A 24848-nucleotide genomic window follows, 5' to 3' on the forward strand; every position below is an offset into this window, starting at 1 on the left:
CTTCACGGGTCGGATCAGTCCTGCACGGGTCCCAGCGGCAACCCGACAGGCGCGGGGATCTGGTCGACGGTGATCCGCTTGCGGAACACCCAGTACGTCCAGCCCTGGTAGACCAGCACGACCGGGGTGACGAGCACCGCCGCCCAGCTCATCACCCGCAGCGTGTACGGGGTGGACGACGCGTTGTGGATGGTCAGGTTGAACGCGGTATCGATGGTGGAGGGCAACACATTCGGGAACAACGACCCGAACAGCAGCGTGGTCGCCGCCGCCACCGTGACGGTGGTGCCGGTGAACGCCCAGCCGTCGCGGTCGGCGAACACCGCGACCGCGGCGGCGACCAGCCCGATCACCGCGAGCGCCAACGGAATCCACGTCCAGCCGGTGCCGTAGGCCAGCTGGGTCCAGAAGCCGAAGCCGCCGACGACCACCACGGTCGGCACCAGCAGCAGCTTGGCCGTGCGCTGCGCGTCGTCGCGCACCTCGCCGCCGGTCTTCAGCCCGAGGAACACCGCGCCGTGCAACGCGAACAGCAGCGCCGTGGTCAACCCGCCGAGCAGCGAGTACGGGCCGAGCAGATCCCACACCGAACCGGCGAACTGCTTCTTCTCGTTCAGCGGCACCCCGCGCACGATATTGGCGAAGACCCAGCCCCAGGCGAGTGCCGGTATCCAGGAACCGATTCCGATGCCGAGATCACAGCGGGCCCGCCAGCGCGGATCGTTGATCTTGCCGCGATATTCGATGGCGCAGATGCGCAGGATCAGCGCGACGAGCAACAACAGCAGCGCCAGATAGAAACCGGAGAACATGCTGGCGTACCACTCCGGGAAGGCCGCGAACATGGCGCCGCCCGCGGTGATCACCCAGACCTCGTTGCCGTCCCACACGGGCCCGATCGTGTTGAGCACCACCCGCCTTCGCGTGTCGGAGCCACGGCCGAGAATCGGCATCAGCATGCCGACCCCGAAGTCGAAGCCCTCCAGCACGAAGTAACCGGTGAACAGCACTCCGATCAGCACGAACCAGAACTCTTGCAGACTCATCGTCGGCTCCTAGTAGGCGAACGAAAGTTGTTCGACGGCAGGCTCTTCGGCGCGATGGCTACCGGGACCGGCACTGCCGTCCTGCGCATCGGCGACCGCCGCCGGATCCGGTCCGTGCATCACATAGCGCCGCATCAGGTAGAACCACACCACCGCCAACGAGCCGTACAGCAGCGTGAAGACGATCAGCGAGAACAGCACGACACCGGCCGAATGGTTCGAGACACCCTGCTGCACCATCAGCCGCAGGTTCAGATCGCCGGTCGGGTTCGGCGCGACAACCCAAGGCTGGCGGCCCATTTCGGTGAACACCCAGCCCGCGCTGTTGGCCAGGAACGGCGTCGGGATCATGATCAGGCTGAGCCAGGAGAACCAGCGCTGGTTCGGCACCCGGCCGCGGCGGGTGAGCCACAGCCCGGCGAGCGCGAGCAGGCCCGAGCCCGCCGCGAGGCCGATCATCGCGCGGAACGACCAGTAGGTGACGAACAGATTCGGCCGGTAGTCGCCGACGCCGTACTTCGCGTTGTATTCCTTCTGCAGGTCGATCACGCCGGGCAGGGTGACATCGCTGAACTTGCCCTTGGCCAGGTAGGGCAGCACGCCTGGCACCTCGAGCACGTGCGTGACGCTGTCGCAGTTGTTGTGCGTGCCGACCGTCAGAATGGAGAAATCGGGGTCGGTTTCGGTGTGGCACAACGATTCCGCCGAGGCCATCTTCATCGGCTGCTGCTCGAACATCAGCTTGCCCTGGGTATCGCCGGTGAAGAACAACCCGGCCAGCGACAGCAGCATCACCCAGATGCCGACCAGCGCGGCGGGGCGCCACATGGTGCGCGCCTCGGCCAGCTGGGAGGCGTCGCCGCTGCGCGCCTTGCGCACCATCCACCAGCCGGCGATGCCAGCGACGAAAGTGCCTGCGGTAACGAAGGATCCGGCGACGACGTGTGGAAAGGCCGCCAGCAGTGTGTTGTTCGTGAGCACCGCGACGATGCTGTCGAGTTCGGCCCGTCCGGTCTCCGGATTGAACCGCGCCCCGACCGGATGCTGCATGAACGAGTTCGCGGCCACGATGAAGTACGCCGACGCGTTCACGCCGATCGCCACCATCCAGATCGCCGCGAGGTGCGCGAGTTTCGGCAATCGGGACCAGCCGAAGATCCACAGCCCGAGGAAGGTCGACTCCATAAAGAAGGCGACAAGGCCCTCCAGCGCGAGCGGCGCACCGAACACGTCACCGACGAAGCGGGAGTACTCGCTCCAGTTCATCCCGAACTGGAACTCCTGCACGATGCCGGTGGCGACGCCGAGCGCGAAGTTGATCAGGAACAGCTTGCCGAAGAACTTGGTCAGCCGAAGCCAATGATCCTTGCCGGTGATCACCCACGCGGTCTGCATGGCGGCGACCAGCGGCGCGAGTCCAATAGTCAGCGGCACCAACAGAAAGTGGTAGACCGTCGTGATGCCGAATTGCCATCGGGAGATGTCCAGGGCATTCAACGCGGCCTCCTCGTCGTCTACGACATAACGTAGTAATAGTACGTCGGAGGCACCCAAGAAAAAGTGAGTCGTAGGCCACGACACACCGGGACTTTCGGCCTTCAGCAGCGGTTTTCCAAGCTCGGGTCGCCGTGCGGCAACGCGAGTAGGACGCACATCACGCCGTACGGACTCCCCTCAGCGCCCGGTGCGGGCAGTCACCGGTCGCCCTGGGAGCCTTCACCAATCGCCGATGGCACCCGCTCGCTCGACACCGCGATCAACCAGGTCGATGATCTCCTGCGCGTTGTCCGGTGCCGACATCCGCAGCCCATCCAACGAATTCACCCGCGCCGCGAGCGAGACGCTCGACATCATCCACACGCTGTCACAGGTGAGCAGATCGGCGGTGAACAGCGACTTGTAAATACACTCCCACCCCGCCTTCTCCGCCTCGACGAACAGCGCGCGCTGGGTGACACCCGGCAGCACACCGTTCTTCGCGGGCGGGGTGATCAGCTGCTTGTCCCGCGCGATCACCACCGACGAGCGCGGACCTTCCAGCACCCGGTTCTCGGTGCTGGTGAAGATCACGTCGTCGGCGCCCATCCGGGCGGCGAACCGCAGCGCCGCCATGTTGGACGCATAGGACAGCGTCTTCGCGCCGAGCAACTGCCACGGCGCGGCCTGCGCGAGGTCGATCGAGATGCCACGGGACAGGGTCATCACCGAGACACCCTCGGTGCGCGCCTTCTGCACCCGATCCGGCACCGGAAGCACGAGCACATACGCGGTGGGCACCGGAACGGCCGCCGCGAGGTCGCCGCTGGTCACCTTCTCGGCCACCCCCGATAGCTCGCTGTCGCGCCCACGGGTGAGCACCAGCCGCATCACGCCCTCGCGGTCGGTTCCCCACTCCTTGGCGGCCCGCTCGACCGTCTCCCGCCAGCGCCCGATCTCGGGCTCGGGCAGCTCGAGCGCCTGCGCTGAGCGGCGCAGCCTGCCTAGATGAAATTCGATCGCGCACGCGTTACCCGCGCGCACCAGCACCGTTTCGAAAATACCGTCGCCACGCAATACGCCGATATCGTCCGCATACAACAACGGCGCGTCCGCGTCCCGGACCGCGCCGTCGAGTGAGACAAGAACCCGATCTACCATGCGTCGAGACTAGGCGGTGTTGCAATGTCTCGCCTAGGTCACGGCAGACTTCGCGGCATCTTTTACAACCTGCCGCTTCAGGTTCACTCGTACGCCTCACACACGACGTTACAAACGTCTCCTGCGGCCTCGCGCATTCGCGGCCCGCAAGCGCTCCCAGCGGCCTCGCGCATTCGCGGCCCGCAAGCGCTCCTTGTAGCCCCGGTTCGGACAGCAGACGCCAACCCCGCCTACAGTGGAAATGTGTCCGTGGTCGTTGCGCCCAGCCCTATCCTCGCTGTTTCGGGAGCCGTCGCGGGAGCGCCGGGTTCCCCCGATGCCGCCGTCGCGTGGCACTACGGTGATCCGCTCGGTGAACAGCGGGCCGCCGTGCAGCGCGCGGCGATCATCGATCGCTCGCACCGTTTCGTTCTGCGGATCACCGGCGCCGAGCGGCTGACCTGGCTGCACACCATCAGCAGCCAGCACATCGCCGCCCTGAGCGACGGGCAGTCGGCGGAGAACCTCGACCTCGATCTCAACGGCCGGGTGCTGAACCACTTCGTGCTCACCGAGCTGGACAGCACGGTCTGGATCGACACCGAGGGCGATCGCGGACCGGCACTGCTCGACTTCCTGCGAAAGATGGTCTTCTGGGCCGACGCGCAGCCCACCGAGTCCGATCACGCGGTGCTGAGCCTGCTCGGACCGAAGGCGGCCGAGGTGATCGCGGCCATCGGCGTCGCGGACCTGCCTGGCACCTACGCGGCCGTGGCTCTGCCCGGCGGCGGTTTCCTGCGCCGGATGCCGTGGCCGACCGCCGACTCCTTCGATCTGCTCGTCCCCCGCGACCAACTCGCCGACTGGTGGACCCGCCTGACCGACGCCGGTGCCGAACCCGCTGGCATGTGGACGTTCGAGGCACTGCGGGTCGCCGCCGTGCGCCCGCGGATCGGCCTCGACACCGACGAGCGCACCATCCCGCACGAGGCCCGCTGGATCGGCGGGATCGCCGAATACGGGGCCGTGCATCTGGACAAGGGCTGCTACCGCGGCCAGGAAACCGTGGCGCGGGTGCACAACCTCGGCAAGCCGCCGCGGCACCTGGTGCTGTTGCACCTGGACGGTTCGGCCGACGAGCGCCCCTCGATCGGCGACGACATCACCGCGGGCGGACGCGCGATCGGCCGCCTCGGCACCGTCATCGACCACTACGAACTCGGCCCGATCGCGCTCGCGCTGATCAAACGCACCGTCCCGGCCGATACCGCGCTGACGGCCGGACCGGCCGCCGCCGCCATCGACCCGGATTCGGTGCCGTCGGACGACGCACCGCAGGCGGGCAGGCTCGCCGTCGATCGGCTCCGCGGACGCTGACGCGCGCCCATGACCATCGAATACCCAAGGGGCACAAGCCCCGGGCCGAGCGCTGGGCAACAGCCGATCGAGACAGGCACCCGATTTCCGGCTCTCGCCGCTGCCCGACTACCCCAGGAGAGGAGTGACTCCGATGCGAACCGATGATTCCGGCCAGGTATTGGCCGTGTGTGTAGTGCACGCCGAGCGCGACGTGCCGGGCCGGGTCGGCACCACCGCGATCGACAAGCGCCCGATGCCGGGCCGGGTACCGGTGCGCGCGCTCGGTCTCGACGGGGATCACGTGTGCGACACCACGAACCACGGCGGCGTGCACCAGGCCGTCTACGCCTACGCCGACGAGGACGCCCAACGCTGGGGCCGCGAACTGGATCGGGAGTTGCCCGCCGGCTGGTTCGGCGAGAACCTGCGCATCAGCGGCCTCGACGTCAGCGACTCGGTGCTCGGCGCCCGCTGGGCCATCGGCGACACCCTGCTCGAGGTGAGCGCGCCGCGGGTGCCGTGCGCCACCTTTCAGCACTGGGCCGGGGAGGCGCAGTGGGTCAAGCGATTCACCAGGCAAGGCGACACCGGCGCATATCTGCGCGTGCTGACCGAGGGCACGATCGGCGTTGGCGACCCGGTGTCGGTGGTGCACGTCCCTGATCACGGCATCACCGTCCGCGACCTGTTCACCGGCGACGACCCCGACCTGCTGTCCAGGCTGCTCGCCGCCGAGCCGACCCTCTCCGACGACGCGCGCAGGCAGATCGACCGCCACGCCCGCAGGCATGCCAACGCGAACCGGGCGGCACAGCAGCGAGCCGACGAACCAACACATCCGGCCACCCGACGTGGCGCCGAACTCGATATGGGAGCGCAACTGTGAGTGTGGAACTGGTCGAAGTAGTCCGCTCCGGCTTCCGCGAGTGCGTGCACCGCGGCTCGGCCGTCATCCTCGATCCGGCGGGCGAGCCGACGCTCACCCTCGGCGAGGTGCATCTGCCGATCTTCCCCCGCTCGACCAACAAGCCCATGCAGGCGATCACCTTGCTGCGCCACGGGTTCGAGCCGCTCGACGACGCCGAGCTGGCCATCACGACCGCCTCGCACTACGGCGAACCCGACCATGTCGCCCTGGTGCGCCGACTGCTCGACCGCTTCGGCTTCGACGAGAAGTCCCTCGAATGCCCGCCGGATCTGCCGGTCGACGACAAGGCGCGCGCGGCCGTGCTTTCGGGTTCGCACGAACCTCGCCGCATCTACATGAACTGTTCGGGCAAGCATGCCGCGATGTTGGCCACCTGCGCGATCAACGGCTGGCCGACCGAGGGCTATCTCGACGAGGCGCATCCGCTGCAGCAGGCGATCATCGCGACCGTCGCCGACCTGACCGGTGAGCCCGAGACCGATCTCGGCATCGATGGCTGTGGCCTGCCGATCATTCCGGTGTCGCTGGTCAACCTCGCCCGGGTGTTCGCGACGATGGCGACCGCCGATTCCGACGCGCCGGAGCGACGCGTCGCCGACGCCATCCGCGCCCATCCGCGAGTGATTTCCGGCACCAACGCACCCGATCTGCTGACCATGCAGGCCACCCCTGGACTGGTCTGCAAGATCGGCGCGGACGGTGTGCACGCGGGTGCGCTGCCGGACGGAACGGCGTTCGCGTACAAGATCGAGGACGGTAGCGACCGGGCTCGAATCCCCCTGACGCTGGCTATTTTGCGCCGAATCGGCGTCGACTGGACCGACGCGCACACCGCGCTCGCCGCCCCGGCGGTGCTCGGCGGCGGCGCCCGCGTCGGCGTGATTCGGGCGATCCCCGGGGTGCTCTGACCGACCGGACCGAGGGCGACAACCGGGCAAACGGAACCACTTCGGAGCCTGTTCACCCACTCCTGGAAGCGGGACGGCCGGACACACGCTAAAGTGTCTGTCAGGAAGAGTATTAATTCGAACGGGGCCGCCAACCAAACCCCAGGCCGCCCCGCAGTGACGCGAGGGGGTCAGCCATGGGCCGTGGCCGGGCTAAGGCAAAGCAGACCAAAGTCGCACGCGAGCTGAAGTACAGCAGCCCGCCGAGCGATTTCGCGAGCCTTCAGCGCGAGCTTTCGGGAAGCCCCCACTCCCAACGGAGTGGTGTGCTGTCCGATGAGCACGACGCGGACAAGTCCTCAACACAATTTGAAGAGGACGACTACGACGACTGGCGCCGCTGACTCGGAGCAACGTTCGAAAGGGGAGGTCAGCGTGCCTCCTCTTTCTCGCGTTGCCGCGCGTTGACGGATAACGCCGAAAAGGCTTACAACACACCAGCGTCCCGCATCTGAGCGATGCGGGACGCTGGTTTGTGTTCGGATACCGCGTCTGACCTGCCGCGCGTGTTCGCGGCCGACGGGTGTGCGCGATTCGATGCGAGGTGGCGGTCGGGCGACGGGTAGGCCTCGCTCTCCGAGCGGCCACAACCAGCGACCTCGTCGCATGCGCTGCGGCCACCCGGACGCGAGACAGACCACGAACGGCCTGAGCGAAACTCGGGCCGTTGGGGTCAGGTTTGTACTAGCTCAGAACCGCGGGTGCTCGCCGACCAGGACCGCACGCAGGGCGTCGGCATCCTTGGACTTCTTCACGGTGCCGAGGGTCCAGCACTCGATGTGCCTGGCGGTGAGCACCGCCAGCGCGCGGTCCACGTCCTCGGGCGCGACGATGGCGACCATGCCGACGCCCATGTTGAACGTCTTCTCCATCTCGACCCGCTCGACCCGGCCGCGCTGCGCGATCATCTTGAACACCGGCGCCGGGTTCCACGTGCCGCGATCCAGCTCGGCCACCATGCCCGCGGGCAGCACCCGACCCAGGTTGGCGGCCAGTCCACCGCCGGTGACGTGCGCGAAGGTGCGCACATCGGTCTCGGCGATCAGCGCGAGGCAGTCCTTGGCGTAGATCCGGGTCGGCTCGAGCAGCTCCTCGCCGAGCGTGCGGCCGAACTCCTCGATGTGCCCGGTAAGCGACATGCGGTCGATATCGAGCAGCACCTTGCGCGCCAGGCTGTAGCCGTTGGAGTGCAGGCCGGAGGAGCCCATCGCGATCACCACGTCACCGGGACGCACCCGGTCCGGTCCGAGCACCGCGTCGGCCTCGACCACGCCGACGCCGGTCGCGGACAGGTCGTAGTCGTCCGGGTCCATCAGGCCGGGATGCTCGGCGGTCTCGCCGCCGAGCAGCGCGCAGCCCGCCCGCACACAGCCCTCGGCGATGCCGGAGACCAGCTCGGCGACCTTCTCCGGGACAACCTTGCCGATGGCGATGTAATCCTGCAGGAACAGCGGCTCGGCACCACACACGACGAGGTCGTCGACGACCATCGCGACCAGGTCGAGGCCGACGGTGTCGTGCTTGTCCATCGCCTGCGCGACCGCGATCTTGGTGCCGACCCCGTCGGTGGACGCGGCCAGTAGCGGTTCGCGGTAGCCGCCCTTCAGCGCGAACAGCCCGGCGAACCCACCGAGGCCGCCCTGGACCTCTGGGCGGCTCGCCTTCTTCGCCAATGGCCCGAACAACTCGACTGCGCGGTCACCTGCCTCGATATCCACGCCTGCCGCGGCGTAAGAGGCAGCACCACTGGGGGTCTGTTCAGTCATTTTCGGGGAGAGCTCCAAACCGAATCGGCGGATAGATGCCTGCTCACGCTACCGGAACCCGATAACGAGCTTGCACCGGTATTGGCGCCTTCCCGCCTCTCCGCGCCTTTTGCCGGTCGTGAAGTGCCGCGGGACTTGACAACCGGGCTACCAGTTGGGTAACTCGTCGAGTTCTGGGCGTACCCGACGAGTTACCCACGTACTTACGAAATCACTTGTCGCGTCATCCGACCTGAGTCGCGAACAACGCCGCGGTCTCCGCCCGGCGTCGGCGCTGCTCCACCGGGTCTGGCACCGGCACCGCGGCCACCAGACGCTGCGTGTACTGCTCGGTCGGCGCGCGCAGGATGCGATCTCGATCGCCCTGCTCGACGACCGCGCCATTGCGCAGCACCACGATCCGGTCGGCCAGCTGGTCGACCACCGCGAGATCGTGGCTGATGAACAGGCAGGCCCAGCCGCATTCGCGCTGCAGCTGCCCGAACAGCTCCAGCACGGCCGCCTGCACCGAGACATCGAGCGCGCTGGTCGGCTCGTCGGCGACGAGCAGATCCGGATCCAGGACCAGGGCCCTGGCCAGGCTCGCGCGCTGGCGCTGACCACCCGACAGCTCGTGCGGATACCGGCGCTCGGTGCCAGCGGGCAGTTGCACATCGTCGAGCAGTTTGCGCACCCGCGCCTTGATCTCCGCGGAGCTGCCCATCTTGTGCACGAGCAGCGGCTCGGCGACGCACTCGCCGACGGTGAGCCGCGGATTCAGCGAGCTGGCCGGGTCCTGGAACACGAATCCGAAGCGCCGCCGGATCGGGCGCAGCTTGCGCCCGGACATGCCGGCGATGTCCTGCCCGCGGATCTTCACCAGGCCCGAGGTCGGGCGTTGCAACGCGGCGACACAGCGGCCGATAGTCGACTTGCCCGAGCCGGACTCGCCGACCAGGCCGAGGGTTTCGCCGGGCCCGATGCGCAGATTCACATCGTCGACCGCGCGGAACGGCGGCCGGCCCAGCGAGCCGGGGAATTCCACCACCAGATCGCACACCTCGAGCACCGGCTCGGCGGTCGAGGCCACCTCTTCGGCCGGACCGTGCGCCAGTTGCTCGGTGCCGAGGTGTGGCACGGCCGCGAGCAACGCCCTGGTGTAATCCTCCTTGGGACTGGCGAACAGCTCGTCCACCGGAGCCTGCTCGACCACCTTGCCGTTGCGCATCACCACGACGCGGTCGGCCAGGTCGGCGACAACGCCCATGTTGTGTGTGATCAACACGATGGCGCTGCCGATCCGGTCGCGCAGATCACGCAGCAGCTCGAGGATCTCCGCCTGCACCGTCACATCGAGTGCGGTGGTCGGCTCGTCGGCGATGATCACCTTCGGCTCGCAGGCGATGGCGATGGCGATCACCACGCGCTGCTTCTGCCCACCGGAGAGCTGGTGCGGGTAGTAGTTCACCCGATGCTCCGGCTCGGGCAGGCCGACCATGCGCAGCAGTTCGATCGCGCGCGCCTTCGCGTCCTTCTTGCTCATCTGCGAATGCGCGCGCAGCGCCTCGCCGATCTGGAAGCCGACGGTGAACAGCGGGTCGAGCGCGAGGCCTGGCTCCTGGAACACCATCGAGATCGCGCCACCGCGCAGCGCCGTGAGCTGCCGCTCGTTCATCGAGGTGATGGCCTCGGTGCCGAGGGTGACCAGACCGCGCACCCGCGCGGTCAACGGAAGCAGGCCCATCGCGGTGCGCGAACTGACCGACTTGCCCGACCCGGACTCCCCGACGATGGCGAGCACCTCGCCGGGGAACACCTCGTAGGAGACGTCGGTGACCGCGTAGACCGGCCCGGCGTCGGTGGCGAAGGTGACCGACAGGGATTCGATGGACAGCGCCGGTTGGCGACCGTCGGCAACCGCTGATGTCTTACTCATGATGTCTCCTTCCCGTCCTTGACCAGATCGACGTCGGCACTGTCGATTTCGTTCGAGTCGGCGCCCTCGACGGTGATCCCGTCGCCCGGCGCGGCCGAGACCGCGCGGCGGGTACGCAGCACCGGGTTGAGCACCTCGTTGAGGCTCTCCCCGACCAGCGTCATGCCGAGCACAACGAGCACGATGGCGAAACCGGGGAAGATACCGGTCCACCAGATGCCGTTGGAGACATCGGACAACGCCTTGTTCAGGTCATAGCCCCACTCGGCGGCCTGGGTCGGCTCGATGCCGAACCCGAGGAAGCCGAGCCCCGCGAGGGTGAGGATGGCCTCGGACCCGTTGAGCGTGACAATCACCGGCAGCGACTGCGTGACGTTGGCGAAGATGTGCCGGAACAGAATTCGTCCGGTGGACGCACCGGTGACCCTGGCGGCGTCCACGTATGGCTCGTTCTTCACCGAGACGGTCGCGTTGCGCACCACCCGGAAGTACTGCGGCACAAAGACCGCCGTGATCGCCACCGCCGCGGACAGCACGCCGCCGAGACTGGTCGACCGCCCGCCCGCGACCACGATGGACACCACGATCGCGAGCAACAGCGTCGGGAAGGCGTACATCGCGTCCATGAACAACACGAGCACCCGGTCGAACCAGCGGCCGAGATAGCCGGACAGCAGTCCGAGCGGCACACCGACGAACAGCGAGAGCACCAGCGAGATCACGATGACGAACAGCGCGGTGCGCGCACCCCAGATCACCCGGGAGAACACGTCCTCGCCGCGCACCGAGGTACCGAACCAGTGCTGCGCCGACGGTGCCTGCTGGCGCACGAAATCGACGCCGTCGGCAGCGCTTTGCGCGAAACCGTAGGGCGCGATCAGCGGTGCGAAGATCGCGGCGAGCGCGAAGACCGCGACCAGTGCCAAACCGAATATCAGTGTCGCGCGCTGCAATCCGGCGGTCATCGAGAACAACCGAAGGCCGGGTATGCCGCGCCGGACCGACGGCGGCACCGGCGGCACGATCACGGGCTCGTTCAACAATTCCGGTGCGGTCATCAGAACCTCACCCTCGGATCAATCAGTGCCACAAGGGCATCCACCAGGAAGCTCATCACCGCGACGAAGATCGCGATGAACGCGACAATGCCCTGCACCGCGACGAAGTCACGCGCCGAAAGGTACTGCGCGAGCTGATAACCGAGGCCCTTCCACTCGAAGGTGGTCTCGGTGAGCACCGCGCCGCCGAGCATCATGGCGATCTGCATGCCCATCACGGTGACGATCGGAATCATCGCGTTGCGGAACGCGTGTCGTCCGGTGACCACCCGTTGCGAGAGGCCACGCGCCCGCGCGGCATCGACGTAGTCCGAACGCAGCGTCTGGATCAGGTTGATCCGCACCAGCCGCAGGAAGATTCCCGCGGTGAGCAGACCAAGCGCGATCGCCGGCAGCACAGCGTGTTTCAGCACGTCGATGATGTAATCCGTGTCGCCGTAGAGGAACCCGTCGATCAACATGACGTTGGTCTTCGGGGACACATGCTGCAGCGCCAGTTCGACATTGGTGCTCGCCCGGCCCGCCACCGGCAGCCAGCCGAGCTTCACCGCGAAGACCAGCTTGAGCAGCAGACCGACGAAGAACACCGGTGCCGCGTAGGCCAGGATCGCGAACAACCGCAGGCCGGTGTCGGACAGCGAATCGCGGTGCGTCGCAGCGTATCTGCCCAGCGGAATGCCGACGATGAACGCCACGAGCAGCGCCCAGAACATCAGCTCCGCCGATGCCGCACCATAGGTGGTGATCACATCGCTGATCTGCCGGTTGTCCTGCGAGGTGCCGAAATCCCCGCGCAGCAGGCCGGAGATGTAGTCCCAGTACTGCGACAGGATCGGGCGATTGAGCCCGGCCGCCGCTTTGCGAATCTCGATCTGCTCCTGGGTCATTCGCCCACCCATGGCCGCGCTGATCGGATCGCCGGCCACCCGCATCAGGAAGAACACGACGGTGGCCAGAATCCACGCGGTCACCGGGATCAGCAGCAGTCGCACGCCCAAGTAGCGCAGCAACGCGAGCTGGCGAGAGTCGCTCCCGCCCTTCCTTCGTTGTGGCACGCCGAAGCGCCGGGCCCGGGCCGGCGCTGGCTTCGTTTCTGGAGCAGCTATCGTCCCGGGCCCGGCTTCGCCAGATGTCACTTGCTCAGCACCGTGTAACGGAACTTGAAGGACGCGTCAAGTGTCTGTTCAACGCCCTGCACGTTCTTGCCGGAGACGGCGATCTGCTTGCCGGACAACAGCGGAAGCATCGGCACGAAGTTCTGCGCCAGGTCACGCTGCACGCCCTGCAGGATCTGCAGTCGCTTGTCCTTGTCGGTGGTCGTGGTCTCGGCGAGCAGCTGTGCCGTGATGCCCGGGTTCTCGAAGTGCGACTGCAGGAAGTTGTTCGGCGCGAAGAACGGGGTCAGGTAGTTGTCCGGATCCGGAAAGTCCGGGAACCAACCCAGTTGGTAGAGCGGGTAGGAGTCGCGAGCGCGTTCACGCTGGTAGCTCACCCATTCGGTGGACTGCAGATTGACCCGGAACAGGCCGCTTGCCTCGAGCTGCGACTTGATCGCCGCGTATTCCTCGGAGCTGCTCGAACCGTAGTGGTCCGGGTTGTACTGCAGGTTCAGCTCGACCGGCGTCGCGACACCGGCGTCGGTGAGGAACTTCGCCGCCTTGTCCTTGCTCGGGCCCGCGCCGTAGATGTCCTTGTAGGGCTCCACCGCGCTCAGCACACCTTGCGGCACAGACGAATACGCGGGCGTGTAGGTGCCCTTGTAGACGCCCTCGGCCAGTGCGGCGCGGTCCACGGTGGACGCGACGGCCTTGCGCACGGCCAGCTTCTGCTCCGGCGTGCCGCCCGGCATGGTGTTCAGGTTGAACACGATGTAGCGCAGTTCGCCACCGGGGCCCTCGTGCACGGCGACCTTGCTGTCACCACGCAGCGAGTCGATATCGGTCGGCGTGAAGGACCGGTAGCCGACGTCGAGCGACCCGTTCTGCAGGTCGAGCTTCATGTTGTCGGTGGTCGCGTAGTACTTCGTCGACACCGTCTTGGTCTTCGGGGTGCCGAGGACGCCGTTGTAGTCCGGGTTCGCCTGGTACTCGACCAGCTTGTTCTTGTCGTAGCTCGCGATGGTGTACGGGCCGGAGTAGCCCTTGTTCTTCACCACGTCCTCGTCGGCCATCACCTTGTCGGGCGCGTAGACCTTCTCGTCGACGATCGGACCCGCCTGGGTCGGCAGGATCGAGGGGAAGGTCTGGTCGTTGGCGACCTTCAGGGTGAAGTTGACGGTGCGGTCATCCGGCGCATCGGTCTTCTCGAGGTTGCCGAGCAGCGAAGCGGGACCGTTCGGGTCATTGATCTTGAGCATCCGGTCGAACGAGAACTTGACGCTCTTCGCCGTCAACGGATTGCCATTGGCGAACTTCAGGCCAGCCTTCATGGTGCAGCTGTACACCGTGGGGGAGGTGAAATCGCACTTCTCCGCGGCATCCGGCTTCGGCGCCGTGTCGCCGGGTGCGGAATTCAGCACGTACTGGTAGAACTGCGTTTCCGCGACCAGGGAGCCGTTGTCATAGGCGGCTGCCGGGTCGAGCGAGAAGATTTTGTCTGTAGTGCCGGCCACCAAGCCACCACCGCCACCAGCATCACCGGTCCGGCCGGAACCGCAGCCGGCCAAGGCAGACGCAACCAGCGTCGCCAGGCCGACGGCCGCGATGGTTCGCGTCCGGGTCCGGCCCCCAGGTGTTCTAGAAACCAACATCAGGGCCCCACTTCTCGAGCGCCGCACCGAGCTGTCCTGGGTCACAGGACAGGTGCGGACACAATGAACTTCCGATCTGACGGGCACCGTACCCACGAACCATTTCCGGCACATTGCGTTTTCACAGAAAAAATTGCCGGGGTGTTAGCCCGCGTTGCATATAGTGCACCGAAGGGGCCAGATCACCGGACGAATGTCCAGGAACGCACCGGATCGTCGTCTGGCGTGTCGCGAGGACGCCATGGCACGCCAATGGACAAAAACCGATTGATAGCCGCGACGCGCGTACCCGACCCGCCGTGCGCATGGGCGTGTTTCGGACGCGACTCAGCGCGATGGATGGTGTTCATCAATGAAAAGAATCCGCTCGAAATCGAGACGGCGATGTGTCGCGGTTACCGGCACTCGACGCACGGCCGACGAATCACGGCCCAATCAAGAACGGCGCCAACGCCAAGGGTCGACAGCGCGGTGCGCGGGTCGGACAAGCGCGGCTCAAGGACGGCTCAGCGCACTCGCATTCGCGTTCTCGCCCAACAGCAGCGCCTCCGACTGCCCGGTGAGCATGCCCTCGAGCACGTTCTTGCCGATGGCAGCCTCGGTCGGCAGCGCGATCGGATAGGTGCCGTCGAAGCAGGCGCAGCACAGCCGCGAGCGCGGCTGCTCGGTGGCGGCGATCATGCCCTCGGTGGAGATGTAGCCGAGGGTGTCGGCGCCGATCGAGCGGCGCACGCCCTCCACCATCTCGTCGAAGCTGCCTTCGGCCCCGGAACCGTTGGCGATCAGCTCGGCGGGCGAGGCGAAGTCGATGCCGTAGAAGCACGGCCACTTCACCGGCGGCGACGCGATCCGGACGTGGATCTCCAGCGCACCGGCCTCGCGCAGCATGCGGATCAGCGCGCGCTGGGTGTTGCCGCGCACGATCGAATCGTCGACCACGATGAGCCGCTTGCCTCGGATGACCTCGCGCAGCGGGTTGAGCTTGAGTCGGATGCCGAGCTGGCGAATGGTCTGGCTCGGCTGGATGAAGGTGCGCCCGACGTAGGCGTTCTTCATCAGGCCCTGGCCATAGGGCACGCCGGATCCCTGCGCGTAGCCGACGGCGGCCGGGGTGCCGGATTCGGGCACCGGGATCACCAGGTCCGCGTCGACCGGATGCTCCTTGGCGAGCAGCCGCCCGATCTCGACCCTGGTCGCGTGCACCGAGCGGCCGGAGATGGTGCTGTCCGGCCTGGCCAGGTAGACGAACTCGAAGACACAGCCCTTGGGCTCGGGATTGGCGAAGCGCATCGAACGCACACCGTCGGCGTCGATCGCCAGCAGTTCGCCCGGCTCGATCTCGCGGACGAACGCGGCGCCGACGATGTCGAGTGCGGCGGTTTCGCTGGCAACAACCCAGCCACGGTCCAGCCTGCCGAGGCACAGCGGGCGGACACCGTGCGGATCACGGGCGGCGTAGAGCGTGTGCTCGTCCATGAAGGTCAGGCAGAACGCGCCCTGCAGCGTCGGAAGCAGCTTCATCGCCGCCTGCTCGATGCTGGAGTCGGCGGAGGCGTGCGCAAGCAGCGCGGTCATCACATCGGAGTCGGAGGTCGCGGCGATCGGCTGCGGGCGGCCGTTGGCCACCGTCGCGCCGATGAGTCCGAGTTCCCTTGCGCGGCTTGCCAATTCAGCAGTATTGACCAGATTGCCGTTGTGGCCCAACGCAAGTCCGGAACCGACCGAGGTGGTTCGGAAGATCGGCTGGGCATTTTCCCAGGTCACGCCGCCGGTGGTGGAGTAGCGGCAGTGTCCGATCGCGATGTGGCCCGGCATGGCCGCGAGGGTCTGTTCGTCGAATACCTGACTGACCAGACCGAGATCCTTGAAGACCAAGATCTGCGAACCGTCGGATACCGCGATGCCCGCCGCCTCCTGCCCGCGGTGTTGCAGCGCGTACAAGCCGTAGTACGTGAGCTTCGCCACGTCCTCGCTCGGCGCCCAGACTCCGAACACGCCGCACTCTTCGCGCGGCTCGTTCTCGACCTGATCGGGGGTGGCGGAAATAGCGTCAACCGGCAGTTCGGCCTTGGTCACCGTTTGCTCCCTGTTCGGGCGGGCTGGGGGCAAGGTTCAGTCTACGGGTGAATCCTCGATCGCGATCACCGCCACCGCATACGAGCAGCAATCGGCGCGGCGCACGAGCCGGTATTCCGGCGTCGGCAGCTGTTACGGTGCCAGCCGTGACGACTACCGACAGCGCGGATTCAGGCAGCGGAGCGGGATCGACCACCGGCGCGACGTCGCCGCAGCGCAGGCCATGGGCTCGAATGGTGCTTTTCCCGATCGCGGTGCTCACGCTGCTGACGGCGCTGCTCGGCATCATGTATCTGGATTACGTCGTCGATCCGGAGAAGAATCTGCACGATTTCCCCATCGCGCTGGTGAACCAAGATGTGGGCGATGTCATCAAAACGGCGGATCGTCAGCAGCAGGTGAATTTCGGTAACCAGATCACCGACGCGCTGGCGAAGGGCGTGCCGTCGGACAAGGTCGACCTGCGGGTGATCAGCATCAGCGAGGCCGAGCAGCAGATGAAGTCCGGCGAGGTCTACGGCACGATCGTCATACCCGGCGATTTCAGTAAGCGCCTCGGCATCCTCGGCGTCGGCAGCGTGATTCCCGGCGACATGGAACGCCCGATCATCACCATGCAGACCAATCCGCGCACCGGCGCGTTCGGCACCCAGATCGTGCTCAGGGTCGGTAATCAGGCGCTGACCGAGGTGAACAAGCAGGTCGGCAAGCAGCTCACCGATCAGGTGACCGAGCAGCTGAAACCGCAACCCGGCGCGCCGCCCGCACCCGAGCTGTCCGGCGCGGCCCGGGTCGCGCTCGCCGATCCGGTGAAAGTCGTTGTCCAGCAGTATCACCCGCTGCCCGATGGCACCGGGCAAGGACTGAGCGCGTTCTTCTACGCGCTGCTGTTGCTGCTCGCCGGTGTGGTCGGCGCGATGGTGATCCACACGATGATCGACGCCCAACTCGGCTTCATCCCGACCGAATACGGGCCGTGGTTCGTGCATTACCCGCCGACGCCGATCTCCCGCTTCCGCACCCTGCTGATCAAGTGGGGTGTGCTGGTGGTGACCGCGAATATCGTCTCGGCGGTCTTCCTGATCGTCGGCAAGATCCTGGATATGCCGATCGATCATCCGCTTGCCCTGTTCCTCTACAGCGCGCTCGCCATCATCGCCGTCGGCGTCACCGGCCTGTCCAGCCTCGCCGCCATCGGCTCCGCGGGCCTGCTGGTGAACCTGATCCTGTTCATCATTCTCGGCCTGCCCTCCTCCGGCGGCACCGTCCCGATCGAGGCAACCCCGCAGTACTTCGGCTGGCTGGCCTCCTTCGAACCGATGCACCAGGTGTTCCTCGGCATCCGCGCCATCCTCTACTTCGACGCCAGCTTCGAGGCCGGTCTCAGCCGCGGCGTCTGGATGGCCGTGCTCGGCCTCGCGATCGGCCTGGCCTTCGGCGCGATCATCACCCGCTTCTACGACCGCAAGGGCCTGCACCGCGGCAACCGCGTCGCGGCCTGATGCTCACCCGGTGCTGACTTCGGCCTCCGACTGTTCGCCGACGCGCATGGCGTAGACGCGATCGAGGAAGTCGCGGTGCGCGCGCAGGGTGGCGTCGAGCAGCTCGCGCCAGGTGCGCCGGTCGACGCGGCGGTCGCTGGCCAACGAGGACAGCGAGGTCGGGCGCAGCCGGTCGACGTGATCAACGATGAAGGTGAGCCTGCGCCGCGGGAATTGCTCACCGATGCGCGGGTTTTCGTTCAGGAAGGTGTCGAGCGAGTACAGATAGTTGATCGCGCGGTTGTACTCCTCGTCGGTGAGGTGATAGTCCATCCGCTTGATCTCGACGATCCACAACTCTCCCGCGTCGTGCAGCAGCACGAAATCCGGTTCGCGCTTCTCGCTGCCGATCGCGGTGGTGAGCAGGGTGGCGCCGAACTTCTGCCGGTACCACCGCTCGAAGCTGGCCCGAACCCGCTTCAGCGATTCGTTCATGCCGAGCGGGGTCCACTCCGGCGCGAGCAGCCACGGTGCCCGCTCGATCAGCTCCTGGAACGGTCGCTCCAGCGAGTGCCGGTCATCGATCAGGGTCTGCAGCCGGTGCACCACCGCGACGCGTTCGGAGGCGATCTGGCCGAGCGAGTAGACCTCGGCGACCCTGGCCGTTTCGAACAGCGCGACAACCACATCGAGCTGATTGTCGGTGTCCTCGGCGACCTCTTTCAGCGTCTCGAGCAGGCTGCGCTGCGGGCCGAGCGAAAGGGCAAGCCGCACAATGCTGTCGATGTGGGCCTTGTCCTCCAGCGCGGCACGGTCCTTGTTGTTCACCAGGATTCGTGCCGCGTCCATCACCGACTTGCGGAACATCCGGTCCTGCGGCGCGATCGCCTGCAGGGTCGCATGGATACCGGACTTCGCCACGAATTCCTCCCACACCCTGCGCTTCACCGAATGCTCACCGAGCCTGCCGAGTTCGCGAACCAGGTTGCGTCCCCATACCGAAAGCGCCTCGCCGCGTTCGGAATTCCACATGATGTCCTGACGGTCGGAGCGGACCAGATCCTCCTCGTCGTCGAGCCAGTCCACATGCACCGCGCCGACCAGGTAGGAGCGCAGCTTGTATTCCCCGGTGAAGCCTTCGGTGATGCCGAAGTCGCGGGTCTGCGCGACCAGTTTGCCGCGCGCGTAGATCCGCACGCCCGCCATCGCGTCGTCCCGATAGGGCTGCTTGGAGTAGGCGGCCCAGCCGGTGACCGGCAGGAAGCTGTCGCCGAACCGGACCGGGCGCTTGGCCACCTCGATCCTGGTCTCGGCAAGCAGTTCGATGGGCAGATCGCGCAGCACGAACCGTTGCGGCACACCGCGTTCGGCGATGCTGTTGTGCACCTGCACCTGCCAGTCGCTGCGCTCGAGCCCGAACCGGGCGGCGAGCTGGCGGCTGAGTTCGGGGCCGGTGCCGACTCGCTTGCGCAGGAAGTCGCGCAGGATCACGGTGGTACCGCGCACGGTGCCGAAGGTGCCGTCGCGCGGACCGGGCCGTGGGTGGTAGTCGCGTTCGGTGTCGGACACCATGTCGTCGAGGCTCATCACGATGTTCGCCACCGGCCAGCCCGCCGGTGTGCGCTCGCTGTCCGCGCCGCCCACCGAGATCACCTCGATGGTGCGGCAGATCCCGAACGGCGCGAGTTTGCCGATGCCCTTGCGCCCCATGACCGGTCGCTCCAGCCGCCGGGACAGGTCGGAGCCGACCCGCATCCGGCGATCCGAACCGACCCGAAGGTAGTGTTCGTTGATCTCGGCTGCTGTCATGCCATGGCCGTTGTCCCGCACCACAATTCGATACGGTTCGTGTTCGGCCGCGTGCAAGGTGCCCGCCAGCATCACGCCCCAGGGCAGCGTCACCTCCACCGTGGTGGCGTCGGCGTCGTAGGAGTTGGCGATCAGTTCGGCGAGGACCGCGGATACGCGGTCGTAGAGGCGGATACCGAGTTTGTCGATGGTGAGTCGACTGATCCGCATCGTGTACTTGTGCTGTCCGTCGATATCGTCCATGTCGGCCCCCAAGGCTCGAGCGGTAGCCGAAAATCCGCTCGAGACCCATCCTCGTCCCCCCGGTTGTCCGCCGTCTGAACAGCTGACCTCCGCTTCATAACGGACGGTCCGGTTCCGGTTTCGATTTCGGCAACCGCCACGCGATCGGGCGGGCGCCGGCTCAGTCTTCGGCCGGGCGCGCGATCGGGAGCCAGTGCGCGACTTCGGCGGCGCGGCTGCCGGAGGCGGTGAGGGCGCCGGAGTCGAGTGCGCTCGCGAAGTCGAGCAGGCCGGTGGCCAGCAGCAGCCAGGTGCGCGGATCGGTTTCGACGACGTTGGGCGGGGTGCCTCTGGTGTGCCGCGGACCCTCGATGCACTGCACCGCGACGAACGGGGGCACCCGTACCTCCACCGAATGCCCGGGGGCCGAGGCCGCGAGGGTGCGCGCGGTCGTGCGCACCGCCGCCGCGAGTTCGGTGCGCGCCGGCGCGTCCACCGACCCGTCGCGCAGCCACTCACTCACCGCATCCACCGCCGACCGCAGCTCGGCCGGACTCACCGATTGTCGCGCCACCTGGCCGAGGTTACCGGCTTCGGGCAGGCCTTGACGCACGCCGCCGCGCGTTCGGCCGACAACTCCGATCGGACCCGCGACGGGTCGTCGGGCGATCAGTTCGGCCGTAGCCTCGATCGCGCGGACGGTGCCTGCGCGCATGCCGAAAGGCCGGGTTGTGGCCCGGCCCTGTGGCTTTCGTTGTTCAGTTGGCGGTCGCGGCATCCTTCGGCGTGGCGCGCATGCCGACGTAGCAGGCTTCGGTGCCGTCGGTGAGGGTGGCGAACACGACGGGCATGTAGTCCTCGCTGAACGACGGCCCCGCGCCGGAGGCGGCGAAAACCGTTGCCGAGACCGGGGTGAGGTCCATGCTCAGCGGCGGCGACATGTCCTTCATCTCGTCGACGAATTCGTACAGCATGTGCGCGGAGCCGTCGTCGCGCTTGCTGACCGTGATCACGACGCCCGCGCGGCGGTAGGTGCCGACGAACGGATCGATGGCCACCTGGACCGGCGGATCGGTTGGCCCGAAGGGATCGGGCATCTGTACCCCGGCGAGCTCGGCGAGCAGTTCGCGGAACAGCGCGGCGTACAGCTGGCGCGCGCCACCGCCATTGGTGAGCAGGGCGACGGCGACCCCGGCCTCGGGGATGGCCCGCAGGTAGGCGTACTGGCCGATCGCGGCGCCGTCGTGGCCGAAGCCCCTGATGCCGTTCCAGTCGTAGAGGGTCCAGCCGAGGCCCCAGCCGTCCGCGCTGACGCTCCAGCGGTCGGGCACGTCGACCTCCCAATTCTGCATCGCCGCAACGGCTTCGGTCGAGAGCACGGTGGTTCCGTCGGCGGCGCGACCACCGTCGAGGTGCATGCGGGCGAACCGGACCATGTCGCCGGCCGAGGTGATGACCCGGCCAGCGGGTGCGACGGAGCGCGGCATGAGATCCCACTCCGGCGCCGGATCCGGGTACTGCCCCGGCGCACCGAGGTGGCTCATCGCGGTGCGGAACTTCAGCGCCTGCTCCGGCAGCGTCACCAGGTGGTCGAGGCCGAGCGGCGTGGCGAGCAGGTCCTGCACGGCCTGGTCCCAGGTCTGGCCGGTCAGCACCTCGATGACGCGGCCGAGCACCATGTAGCCGAGGCCGCCGTAGGACATCGCCGTGCCCGGCTTGCAGTCCAGCGCGACTTCCCGTGCGGCCCTGACGTATTCGGCCAGGCAGTTATCGCCGCGGCCGCCGTCGAAGTTGAAGTCGTTGGTCACGCCGCCGGTGTGGCTGAGCAGCTGCCGGACGGTGATCTCCTTGGTCGCCTGCTCGTCCGGCGTCGCGAACTCGGGCAGCACGTCGACGACGGGCGCGTCGAGATCGAGCTTGCCCTGGTCGACCAGCCGCATGATCATCGTGGCGGTGTAGGTCTTGGCGATCGAGCCGCACAGGAACACCGAGTCGGTGGTGACCTCGACGCCGGTGCCGCGATGCAGGACGCCGCTGGCGATTTCGTACACCTTGCCGTCGACCAGGATGGCCAGCGAGGCGCCTGGCACGTGGTTGGCGACGCGGAGCTCGTCGAGCCGCTGCTGCCAGTGCGCGGGCGAGAACTTCCGGCCGGTGGAATCGGTGGTACCCCAGTCGCCCTGGACCTTCCAGTCACCCTTGGCGCTCCAGCTCACGTTGTTCGACATGTTCTTCTCCTGATCCGAATCCTCGGCGCGTACGCCGTTCTCCTGCTGCGAACAATGTACGCATAGTGGAACGTTGTGCGCAAGTGCGCATGGCGTACTTCGCTGTTTTGCCTGATAGGAGGGGGTCTCAGAACGTCAGATCGACGAAGCCGGGCGCGGCACTACTAGAAAATGGAGCTACCGCGGACATATCTGCGGACCAAGCGCGGTCTATGTACGGGGAGTCCCGATCAGCCGGGCGATACGAGGCGCGAGAGCGCCACCCGCATTGATGGCGAGATGGAGCAGGGCCGGGGCGGTGACGCTACCGGTCCGCCGCCGCAGCCAGCCGAGCGCGACCCCGCCCGCGGCCGTGGCAGCGATCGAGGCCGGAACGCTGTCACCCGCGGCACGAGCCGGGTGAACATGCCAGAGGCCGAATGTCAGCGCACCGAGCACTGATCCGGCACGGGACCCGAATGCGTTGTCCAGCAACGGGTCCAGCGCAGCACGGAAGATCATCTCTTCGCTGTAGACCGTGCTGATCGGGATGTGCACCGCGATCCACTCGGCGGGCGATACCTCCGGCGCGCGACCCTCGAACTCGGACAACCCTCTCCGCACCGACGGAATCGTCAGGGCCACACCGTAACCGGTGGCAACGAGCGAGGCGGCGACGATGCCGTACCGAAACCCCTTCGCGGAGAACCAATTCGGCGTCGCATGGCAGACGGTGGCGAAGCCGGTAGCGAAGCCCGCATTGGCGACGGTCCTGCCGCGGATACCGAGCCCGAGTGCCGGTAGCGCCCAGTTACTCCATGCCAACGGAATACCAATGGCAGCAACGGTTTCCGCAACTCTACTCACTTGATCTTCCGCTCGAAATCCTCGGCCGCCTCGATCTCGGTCCTGATCCGGTCGGACAACGCCGCAGTCCAATCCGGCGGTGCCGCAATGGCCGCCCAGCCGTCGAGCACGAGACTGCCGTAGCGGTGCCCATGTCCATCGGTGACACCCTGCGCGTTGGTGAGATCGGCGGCCACCTGCCAGAAGGTGACGAACGGCCACCAGCGCATCTGCGAGGACACGTCCGCGCCGCGCGGCTCGGACAGCCAATCCGGTTGGGAGAAGATGAGATCCGTCGACCACCAGACGATCGGGTCCGACGCGTGCTGCAGGTAGGCGATCCGCGGCGGCCGCCACTCGGTGGACGGCCGCGCGAGATCGGCACTGTCCGAGGCGAATCGCACGACCAGCCCGTCGGCGTACACCGGCTCGATCTCCCGCGAGCCTGGGTCACGCCGCGAAACGAACTGCTCCCACAGTCGATTCGAGTTCGGCGGACCGACCCACAGCGCGCCGTCCACCTTCGTGCGCAGGTCGGCAAGCCCGTCGAAGGCGGCCTCGGAGCCCTGCGAGCCGAGGCTCTCCCCGTAGACGAGCAGCTTCGGCCGCTGATCCCGTGGCCGCGCGCTCCAGTGCCGGTAGATCGCGTCGAACATCGCCCGCCCCGCGGTCATCGCCTTGCCGCGGTCGGCGAGGAACGACAGCACACTGGGCAGATACGAATACTGCGAGGCGACGATCGCGCTGTCGCCGCCGTACATGTACTCGATCGCGCCGGCCGCCTCGGCATTCACCCAGCCGGTGCCGGTGGTGGTCACCACGACGAGCACCTTCCGGTCGAACGCGCCGGTGCGCTCCAGCTCAGCGGCGGCCAATTCCGCCGGATCCTGTTCGGGCGCGGCCGATTCCAGGCCGACGTAGGCGCGGATCGGCTCGCGGGCCGGCTTACCGGTCACCTCGCTGATCTTGCTGGCGGTCGGCCCGTGCGAGACGAACCAGCGTCCCTCGTAGCCGAGGGTTTCCCATTTCGCCAGCGAGGCCGGGCTGCCGGAGCGTTCGGCCTGCACCGGCTGGATCGCGTTCTCCGAGGTGTGGTCGTTGCGCACGCTGAACGCCGAGTTCGCGACGGCGAAGAAGGCACGCGAGGCGACACCGTTGAAGATGGTCACCGCCAGGATGACGAGCACCAAAAACCCTGCGGCAGGCGCCAATTCGCGCGGCACCCGCACCCACGTGTTGAGCACGCGCGCCAGGAATCGGATCGTCTCACGCACCGTCCGATACACCGCGACGACCGCCATGCCGACTGCCAGACTCAGTAACCCGGTGCGCAGGTAGGCGGGCGTCGTGGTGCCCGCCATCCCCATCAACGCGGTGATCTCGCGTTGCCAGCGCGCCGACTGGACGAGCATCAGTGCCGCACTGAGCGCGGCGGTGATCAGGATCGCGGACTTCACCGCGTAGCGCACCCAGGTTGGCGGCGGCGGAATCTTCGTCAGCCGCGGCCGCACCCAGAGCCGGAACAACCACTCGAGCACACAGCCGACGCCGTAACCGAGTGCGGCGTTGATCCCGCTGATCAGTCCCTGGAACAGCCAGTCACGCGGCAGCAGCGAGGGCGTCACGGACAGCGCGAAGAACACCGTCGCAACGACGAGCCCGACATAGTTCAGATCGATGATGTCTTCCGCGCGCCGCACGACGACGATGCCGCGCACACGCAGCTTCGTCAGGGTTGAGGCGGTCTCGAGCACGAGAACTCAGCGCGTGCGCAGGTCAGGCGCTGGCGGCGGGTCCTTAGCGATCATCACTCGAACAGTATG

General features: G+C 67.0%; 19 protein-coding genes. 5 read left to right on the forward strand and 14 right to left on the reverse strand.

From position 1 onward, the window contains the following. Positions 1-14 precede the first annotated feature (14 nt). The 3 genes from cydB to OG203_RS21810 all read right to left on the reverse strand — a co-directional run bounded on the left by cydB (position 15) and on the right by OG203_RS21810 (position 3683). Entirely contained in the window at positions 15-1046 is a 1032-nt protein-coding gene (cydB, locus tag OG203_RS21800) for a cytochrome d ubiquinol oxidase subunit II (protein WP_405167457.1), read from the reverse strand. Between the two features lie 9 nt (positions 1047-1055). Next, positions 1056-2543: a cytochrome ubiquinol oxidase subunit I gene (locus tag OG203_RS21805; RefSeq protein ID WP_405167458.1), complete on the reverse strand. Its 1488-nt coding sequence runs from the start codon at positions 2541-2543 to the stop codon at positions 1056-1058. A gap of 219 nt (positions 2544-2762) precedes the next feature. Continuing rightward, a complete protein-coding gene (locus OG203_RS21810; protein WP_405167459.1) occupies positions 2763-3683 on the reverse strand; it encodes an aminodeoxychorismate lyase in 921 nt (306 codons plus the stop codon). Between the two features lie 243 nt (positions 3684-3926). Between OG203_RS21810 and OG203_RS21815 the strand changes: the two genes are divergently transcribed. The 4 genes from OG203_RS21815 (at position 3927) to OG203_RS21830 (ending at position 7240) form a co-directional block, all read left to right on the forward strand. Then, the gene (locus tag OG203_RS21815) at positions 3927-5039 is read left to right on the forward strand and encodes a YgfZ/GcvT domain-containing protein (protein WP_405167460.1); all 1113 of its coding nucleotides are present in this window, start codon (positions 3927-3929) and stop codon (positions 5037-5039) included. 133 nt (positions 5040-5172) lie between these two features. Beyond that, a complete protein-coding gene (locus OG203_RS21820; RefSeq protein WP_405167461.1) occupies positions 5173-5907 on the forward strand; it encodes an MOSC domain-containing protein in 735 nt (244 codons plus the stop codon). Beyond that, positions 5904-6857, forward strand: a complete 954-nt coding sequence (locus OG203_RS21825) for an asparaginase (protein ID WP_405167462.1) — start codon at positions 5904-5906, stop codon at positions 6855-6857. The genes OG203_RS21820 and OG203_RS21825 overlap by 4 nt, the downstream gene beginning before the upstream one ends. A gap of 176 nt (positions 6858-7033) precedes the next feature. Then, the gene (locus tag OG203_RS21830) at positions 7034-7240 is read left to right on the forward strand and encodes a DUF3073 domain-containing protein (RefSeq protein WP_357379521.1); all 207 of its coding nucleotides are present in this window, start codon (positions 7034-7036) and stop codon (positions 7238-7240) included. A gap of 345 nt (positions 7241-7585) precedes the next feature. On the opposite strand, the gene purM is transcribed toward OG203_RS21830, so the two are convergent. The 6 genes from purM to purF form a co-directional block, all read right to left on the reverse strand. Continuing rightward, positions 7586-8662 (reverse strand): phosphoribosylformylglycinamidine cyclo-ligase, encoded by a 1077-nt coding sequence (gene purM / locus OG203_RS21835; protein ID WP_405167463.1) that lies wholly within the window; start codon positions 8660-8662, stop codon positions 7586-7588. Positions 8663-8885: 223 nt separating this feature from the next. After that, positions 8886-10577: an ABC transporter ATP-binding protein gene (locus tag OG203_RS21840; protein ID WP_405167464.1), complete on the reverse strand. Its 1692-nt coding sequence runs from the start codon at positions 10575-10577 to the stop codon at positions 8886-8888. After that, positions 10574-11542, reverse strand: a complete 969-nt coding sequence (locus OG203_RS21845; RefSeq protein WP_405167941.1) for an ABC transporter permease — start codon at positions 11540-11542, stop codon at positions 10574-10576. The genes OG203_RS21840 and OG203_RS21845 overlap by 4 nt, the downstream gene beginning before the upstream one ends. A 92-nt stretch (positions 11543-11634) precedes the next feature. Further along, entirely contained in the window at positions 11635-12645 is a 1011-nt protein-coding gene (locus tag OG203_RS21850; RefSeq protein ID WP_405167942.1) for an ABC transporter permease, read from the reverse strand. 122 nt (positions 12646-12767) lie between these two features. Beyond that, positions 12768-14384: an ABC transporter substrate-binding protein gene (locus OG203_RS21855; protein WP_405167465.1), complete on the reverse strand. Its 1617-nt coding sequence runs from the start codon at positions 14382-14384 to the stop codon at positions 12768-12770. Positions 14385-14879: 495 nt separating this feature from the next. Continuing rightward, the gene (purF, locus tag OG203_RS21860; RefSeq protein ID WP_405167466.1) at positions 14880-16460 is read right to left on the reverse strand and encodes an amidophosphoribosyltransferase; all 1581 of its coding nucleotides are present in this window, start codon (positions 16458-16460) and stop codon (positions 14880-14882) included. A gap of 233 nt (positions 16461-16693) precedes the next feature. Between purF and OG203_RS21865 the strand changes: the two genes are divergently transcribed. Further along, a complete protein-coding gene (locus OG203_RS21865) occupies positions 16694-17962 on the forward strand; it encodes a YhgE/Pip domain-containing protein (RefSeq protein WP_405167943.1) in 1269 nt (422 codons plus the stop codon). Positions 17963-17965: 3 nt separating this feature from the next. On the opposite strand, the gene OG203_RS21870 is transcribed toward OG203_RS21865, so the two are convergent. The 5 genes from OG203_RS21870 to OG203_RS21890 form a co-directional block, all read right to left on the reverse strand. Further along, the gene (locus OG203_RS21870) at positions 17966-19993 is read right to left on the reverse strand and encodes an ATP-binding protein (protein WP_405167467.1); all 2028 of its coding nucleotides are present in this window, start codon (positions 19991-19993) and stop codon (positions 17966-17968) included. 160 nt (positions 19994-20153) lie between these two features. Beyond that, on the reverse strand, positions 20154-20546 hold the full coding sequence (locus tag OG203_RS21875; protein ID WP_405167944.1) for a sterol carrier family protein: 393 nt from the start codon (positions 20544-20546) through the stop codon (positions 20154-20156). A gap of 184 nt (positions 20547-20730) precedes the next feature. Next, positions 20731-22200 carry a serine hydrolase domain-containing protein gene (locus OG203_RS21880; RefSeq protein WP_405167468.1) on the reverse strand — a complete coding sequence of 490 codons (1470 nt, stop codon included), beginning with the start codon at positions 22198-22200 and terminating at the stop codon, positions 20731-20733. A 210-nt stretch (positions 22201-22410) separates the two neighbouring features. Next, positions 22411-23046: a CPBP family intramembrane glutamic endopeptidase gene (locus OG203_RS21885; RefSeq protein ID WP_405167469.1), complete on the reverse strand. Its 636-nt coding sequence runs from the start codon at positions 23044-23046 to the stop codon at positions 22411-22413. Further along, a complete protein-coding gene (locus OG203_RS21890) occupies positions 23043-24779 on the reverse strand; it encodes an alpha/beta hydrolase (RefSeq protein ID WP_405167470.1) in 1737 nt (578 codons plus the stop codon). The genes OG203_RS21885 and OG203_RS21890 overlap by 4 nt, the downstream gene beginning before the upstream one ends. Between the last annotated feature and the right edge of the window lie 69 nt (positions 24780-24848).

The organism is Nocardia sp. NBC_01499 (genome assembly GCF_045040275.1).
GTDB lineage: Bacteria > Actinomycetota > Actinomycetes > Mycobacteriales > Mycobacteriaceae > Nocardia.